Here is a 6,227-nt window from a genome sequence, read left to right on the forward strand (position 1 = left end):
AGACTATACTAACAACGGACAACGGACAACTGACAAAATTATGCACCATACTTCTATTAGAACGGCAAATATCCATCTAGCGATCGCTTTTTATGAAACACTAGGGTTTACGGTGGGCGATCGCTTCACCACCGGTTATACTTTAGCTTGCTGGATGGAAGGTTTGGGGGGGAGAATTGAACTGATCCAAATTCCCCAACCAAAACCAGCCCCAGATGCTTTTGAGGATGAACATTATGTGGGTTACTATCATCTTGCTTTTGATTTAACACACATTACACCAGATTTACCCACTTGGTTAGAAAGTTTAAAAATACGGTTAGCTGCAATAGAAAGTCTACCACCTCTAAAGATTCTTTTGCAACCTACACAGCAGCAAATTGGCGATAACATCTTGGAATTTGCGTTTATCGCTGATTTTGATGGTTTACCTCTGGAGTTTATACGGTTTTTGCATAAATCGCCCGAAAATTAGTATTCATGCCTTTTGGATGATATAATACTTTTCCCTTTCAGGTACATTTTTATTTTCCATGGGGTACTGAGGAAACATTTGCTCAATTTTTCTAGTCCATCAATATATGTAATCTAAGTTACATATATCTATTCGCCAAAGATATGTCTTTTTTTTCTCTAGCACAACGACATCGCTTTTCTTTAGTTATTTTGAGTCTTTGGGTAATAGCCGCATTTTCATTAAATCATGATGCTGCTTTTAATCTCCAAGAAGGGGGTTTATCAACAACACCCTACAAGTCCAAACCGGAAAGATCCCTGGAAACACTAGTTACTAAAGAAACAGCCAATTTCGCCATTACAGCAAACGTGCGGAAAACAGTCCTCGACAATGGCTTAACTGTGATCACGAAGGAGGTTCATAATGCTCCGGTGGTGACAGTACAAGTATGGTATAAATTTGGTTCTGGTCAAGAAGCAATTGGGGTAAATGGCATTGCTCACCAATTAGAACATATCATGTTTAAAGGTACTAGCGATCGCCCCATTCAATTTGGCCAGTTATTTAGTGCTTTAGGTAGTGATTCTAATGCTTTTACCAGTTATGACCAAACCGCATATTACAACACTGCTCAAGGGCATAAACTCACCTCTGTGTTAACCTTAGAAGCAGATAGAATGAAAAACTCACTCATAGATCCTCAACAGTTAGCTAGTGAGAAACAAGTGGTGATTTCTGAATTACTTGGTTACGAAAATAGCCCAGAATATCGTTTAAAACGTGCTGTGATGAAGTCGGTTTTTCCTAATCATCCTTACGGTTTACCCATTGGTGGTACTAAGGCTGATGTAGAGAAATTCACGGTTGAACAATTAAGAGAATATTACCAAAAATTCTACAGTCCTGACAATGCTGTTTTGGTAATTGTCGGGGATTTTGACACCACACCAACGTTAAAAAATGTCCAAGCTATTTTTGGTAAAATCCCTAAAGGTCAATATTCACCCCATAATCTTATAACTCCATCCTATTCCCCATCACCTGCAATTAAACTACAAGAACCGGGAGGAAATCCATTACTACAGATAATTTATCCACTTCCTCAAATTAATCAACCAGATGTACCCGCTTTAGAGGTCATGGATTATATCTTAACTGCGGGTAAAAATTCCTACCTATATCAAGAGTTGGTAGAATCGGGTTTAGCTAGTGATTTGAAAGCAAATGTCGCTAGTTTACTGGCTGGTGGATGGTATGAAATATTAGTAACTGCTGCGGAAAATCAGGATTTGTATAAAATTGATGCAACGGTAACAAAAGCATTAAAACAAGTTATTAAAATTGGTGTCACTACAGAACAAGTAGAACGAGCAAAAAGCCAATTAACGGCTTCAGTTATTTTAAATAATCGTGATATAACCAGTCAAGCCATGCAATTGGGTAATGATCAAATCACAACAGATAATTACCAATATACAGAAAATCATTTAGTAGATATTCGGAAAGTTCAACCTCAGGACGTAATTAATGTCATCAATAAATATCTAAAACCAGAACTGCGGACTGTAGGATTTTTTGAACCTACTAAACAAACAGGTACAAATCTGATCAAATCTGAGTCCGGGATAAAAAAAGATAATTTTGTCGCTGATATTACTGTAGTCCCAGCAGAAGTAAAGAAATATTTACCACCTGTAGATATCTTACCGAAAACAGGAACAAGAGAAATACCCCAGGAGTTAAAATTTGCCAATGGGTTACGCATACTACTATTAACAGATAAAACTACACCCACAGTTACTTTAAGCGGACATATTAAAGCAGGAACAGAATTTGATGGAAGTTATAAGGGGGGATTAGCCTCCTTAGTAGCAGCAAATCTGATGAATGGGACGAAAACTAAAGATATACGGACTATTGATCAAGAATTAGCAGCAAAAGGCGTAAATTTGGACTTTCAAGCCTATCGGGAAGGTGTGAGGATCAAAGGTAGCAGTTTAGCAGTAGATTTACCCATTTTACTGGGAACATTGACAGACGTAATTAAAAATAGCACATTTCCAGAAAAAGAGTTCAAACTCTCGCGTCAACAGGCTTTAACCTCCCTAGATTCAGATTTAGATGATCCTGAAAAGATTGCAACTCGTATCTTTATTCAATCTATTTATCCGAAAAAACACCCATTACATAGCTTTCCGACAGCGGAGAGTATTCAGAGTATTAAACGTCAAGACGTGATAGCTTTTAAAGCCCAACATTATCGTCCAGATACTACAGTGTTAGCAATTGTAGGCGATTTTGATATTAACAAAGTGCGATCGCTCATTCAAGCACAATTAGGAAATTGGTAAGTAAAAGGCCAACCACCAGTGGTAAAATACCCCAAAGTGGAGATGCCAAAAAATGTAATTAATGTTAATCCCGTTATTCCTGGTAAACCCCAAGCGATTACTTACATGGGTTATACTGGCATTAATCGTCAAGATCAAAGATTTTACGCGGCCATGGTCTTGAATCAAATTCTCGGAGGTGATACATTATCAAGTAAACTAGGGGCAGAAGTGCGCGATCGTCAAGGCTTAACCTACGGAATTTATAGTAATTTCATCACAGGTAAGAATGTCGGCACATTTTTAATTGAAATGCAAACCAGTCCAGAAGACGCACACAAAGCGATTTCCAGTACCCGTGACCTGCTCAAACAAGTTCACCAACAAGGTGTTACCCTAGAGGAAGTAGAAACAGCCAAAGCTAATTTAATCAGTAATTATAATATTTCCTTAGCTAGTCCAGAACAACTTAGCGAAAGAATGGTCATGAATCAGGTTTATGGCTTAAATCAGGTAGAATTGTGCTCATTTATCAGTAAAATAGAGCAGGTTAAATTAAGTCAAGTCAATCAAGCTGCCCGTGAGTTACTTCACTCTGATAAAATTGTTGTCGTGACAGCAGGTCCGCCAATTCTAGCCCATAAAAACATCAAGTGAGTATAGTTATGAGTCATTGTCAAAGGTGTAATCTACAACTATCTATTTAGCTATGAGTAAATTTTTGACTCTTATTTTTTCCCTGATCATGAGTATAGTCATCATGGGTACATCTCCAGCAACAGCAGAGAATCTATCGCATAATCTCTCCAAACAACCAGTTATAGAAATTACGGTTAGCTTGAGTAATACTGCTAATGAATTAAAATTTGAACCGAATTACTTAGAACTTATCCCTGGTAAACGTTACAATCTGAAATTAAATAATCCTAGCTCCCAAAAACATTATTTTACTGCTAAAGACTTTGCTGATGGAATTTGGACACAAAAAGTCGAAGCGGGTAAGGTAGAAATCAAAGGTAATATTCACGAACTAGAACTTAAACCTGGTGCAGAAGCAGAATGGGTGTTTGTCCCCATAAAATCAGGAAAATATGCTTTACGATGTACTATAGCTGGACACACAGAAGCGGGAATGAAAGGAGAAATTGTTATTAAGTGATCATCTATCTACAATATCTACGACAAAAAACCTAGGGTGGGTTAGCGACAGCGTAACCCACCGTGTTAGTTTTAGAGGTGGTGCGTTACATTTCATTAACGCACCCTACAATATAATGATTGGGGTCTTCTGTGGTTAATGGGGATAAATTGTAATTAAATGATCATTTATGTTCGTTTGATAACATGAACATAGCCTATGATTAACAGGATAAATATCTGTGTTTTCCTAAAGACGCGAAAATAAGTTAACGTCAATATAGATATTTTTGGCAATAAATCTCAACAAATTCACACTCAATTAGTAAAGCACCAGTAATTTCTCAATTTAATGATGAACATTTTCACCAGCCTGCTTTCGCAACCAGTCCAGCCGAAACCCGAAAAACAACAACGCCGAGGGATTGAAATTAAATCACCCCGTGAAATCGAAATTATGCGGCAATCAGCTAAGATTGTAGCAACCGTCCTCAAAGAAATTTCTGAGCTAGTACAGCCAGGAATGACAACTGCCGATTTAGATGCTTATGCTGAAAAACGTATCCGGGAAATGGATGCAACTCCTAGTTTTAAAGGATACCATGGCTTTCCGGCTTCCATCTGTTCCAGTATTAATAATGAGGTCGTCCATGGGATTCCTAGCCCTAAAAAGGTAATTCGGTCTGGAGATGTTTTAAAAGTTGATACAGGAGCTTATTACCAAGGTTTTCACGGTGATTCTTGTATTACTATCGCTGTCGGGAATGTCACAGATGAAGCTGCGAGACTGATTAAAATAGCTGAAGAATCTTTATACAAAGGCATTGAACAGGTAAAAGCTGGTGTCCATTTGACGGAGATTGCGGGTGCAATTGAAGATCATGTAAAAGCCAATGGTTTTACCGTGGTGGAGCAATTTACTGGTCATGGTGTGGGTAGAAATTTGCACGAAGAGCCAGCGGTTTTTAATTATCGGACTCATGAAATACCGAATGTAAAATTACGCTCAGGGATGACCTTAGCAATTGAACCAATTTTAAATGCTGGTTCTAAAAATACCAGAATTTTAGCTGATAGATGGACAGCGGTAACAGTTGATAATGCTTTATCGGCTCAGTTTGAGCATACGGTGTTAGTGACAGATACTGGTTATGAAATATTAACTGATAGGACGGAACTTTAACTATGATTTAAACTATGATTTTTGTGATTTGTCTGATTTAGTTAACAACGGACAACGAACAACTGACAACTGACCACTAACAACTAACCAATTACATTGTTAATTCCCACCAAGTTTTTTGACCAACCATACCATCTGCTGATAAATTTCGACGATTTTGAAAGGCTTTAACAGCGGTTTCGGTGATTGGTCCAAAAACACCATCAACAGGTATTCCATAACCATTAGAGACTAAAAGTTTTTGTAAAACTCTGACAGATATACCTGAACTACCAAAACTAATCACGGGCATAGGATTCTTATGGGTTGTGGGATATCGTGTTGATAATTTAATATCTGTTGTTCCCATAATGTCCATGCCACCAGTATCAGCCAAAAGAAGTTGTGCCTGAGAAGAATTGACGGACATTTGTTTTTGTGTAATTTGCTCAAAGATTTTGTTCCGACGAAAAGATATGGCTAAGGGATGAGTTAGGAAAGGTTCACTTATTTGTATAAATTCTGGTGGTGTAATTTCAGTCGAGGAAATTAACTGAGTTGATTGACTATTTGTTAATGGCACACCATTTGCTAAGTGAAACAGGGTTTGGTTTAATGGGAAATGGGTAATATTTAGTTCTCTTGGATTAAATACACCTATCATCAGCAGTCCGATTTCAGTCATTGTATTTTATGGATAAAATTAATCGCTTGGGAAAGGGGAAAAACCAAATATAATTACTGTATAAAACTACTAATCAAGAAGTTGATATCAAAGGGATGATCTGATTTGAGACTACAGAAATTATTAGTTTTAGTCATCTATCTTAAGGGAGTTAAAATTTTTAAAAAAATATTTAAGTAGGTGAACGTAAAAAAACCGATATAAGTAAAGAAAAGTAAAGTTGCCCAAAACCTGTTCCCTGTAACCTATAACCTGTTCCCTGTTCCCTGTAACCTGTTCCCTATAACCTGTAACCTATAACCTGTTCCCTGTTCCCTGCGATGCACTGAGCTTGTCGAAGTGTTCCCTGTTCCCTGCGATGCACTGAGCTTGTCGAAGTGTTCCCTATAACCTGTTCCCTGTTCCCTGTTCCCTGTTCCCTGTTCCCTGTTCCCTGTTCCCTGTTCCCTGTTCCCT

At 37.8% G+C, this 6,227-nt stretch carries 5 protein-coding genes and 1 pseudogene; 4 read left to right on the forward strand and 2 right to left on the reverse strand.

The features are described from left to right. The first annotated feature begins 40 nt into the window (after nt 1–40). The 4 genes and pseudogenes from ACIR310F_RS0105300 to map all read left to right on the forward strand — a co-directional run bounded on the left by ACIR310F_RS0105300 (nt 41) and on the right by map (nt 5,107). The gene (locus ACIR310F_RS0105300; RefSeq protein ID WP_028082921.1) at nt 41–475 is read left to right on the forward strand and encodes a VOC family protein; all 435 of its coding nucleotides are present in this window, start codon (nt 41–43) and stop codon (nt 473–475) included. Nucleotides 476–618: 143 nt separating this feature from the next. After that, nucleotides 619–3,444: pseudogene (locus ACIR310F_RS21635) on the forward strand (M16 family metallopeptidase). A gap of 88 nt (nt 3,445–3,532) precedes the next feature. After that, the gene (locus tag ACIR310F_RS0105310) at nt 3,533–3,946 is read left to right on the forward strand and encodes a cupredoxin domain-containing protein (protein WP_414534254.1); all 414 of its coding nucleotides are present in this window, start codon (nt 3,533–3,535) and stop codon (nt 3,944–3,946) included. Between the two features lie 333 nt (nt 3,947–4,279). Further along, the gene (gene map, locus ACIR310F_RS0105315) at nt 4,280–5,107 is read left to right on the forward strand and encodes a type I methionyl aminopeptidase (RefSeq protein WP_028082923.1); all 828 of its coding nucleotides are present in this window, start codon (nt 4,280–4,282) and stop codon (nt 5,105–5,107) included. A 91-nt stretch (nt 5,108–5,198) separates the two neighbouring features. Here the strand turns inward: map and ACIR310F_RS0105320 are convergent, their stop codons facing one another. Together ACIR310F_RS0105320 and ACIR310F_RS24095 are read right to left on the reverse strand one after the other, a co-directional pair. Next, complete coding sequence (locus ACIR310F_RS0105320) at nt 5,199–5,771, reverse strand: peptidoglycan-binding domain-containing protein (RefSeq protein ID WP_028082924.1); 573 nt, start codon at nt 5,769–5,771, stop codon at nt 5,199–5,201. A 245-nt stretch (nt 5,772–6,016) separates the two neighbouring features. Continuing rightward, a partial coding sequence (locus ACIR310F_RS24095; protein ID WP_071604793.1) for a hypothetical protein occupies nt 6,017–6,227 on the reverse strand: 211 nt, incomplete at its 5' end.

The sequence above is a fragment of the Dolichospermum circinale AWQC310F genome (assembly GCF_000426925.1).
GTDB classification, from domain to species: Bacteria; Cyanobacteriota; Cyanobacteriia; order Cyanobacteriales; family Nostocaceae; genus Dolichospermum; species Dolichospermum circinale.

What these genes read in the sequence shown, in the direction of transcription:
- ACIR310F_RS0105320 (WP_028082924.1), bottom strand. Translation starts at nt 5,771, where the DNA reads ATGACTGAAATCGGACTGCTGATGATAGGTGTATTTAATCCAAGAGAA.
- map (WP_028082923.1), top strand. Translation starts at nt 4,280, where the DNA reads ATGAACATTTTCACCAGCCTGCTTTCGCAACCAGTCCAGCCGAAACCC.
- ACIR310F_RS0105300 (WP_028082921.1), top strand. Translation starts at nt 41, where the DNA reads ATGCACCATACTTCTATTAGAACGGCAAATATCCATCTAGCGATCGCT.
- ACIR310F_RS0105310 (WP_414534254.1), top strand. Translation starts at nt 3,533, where the DNA reads ATGAGTATAGTCATCATGGGTACATCTCCAGCAACAGCAGAGAATCTA.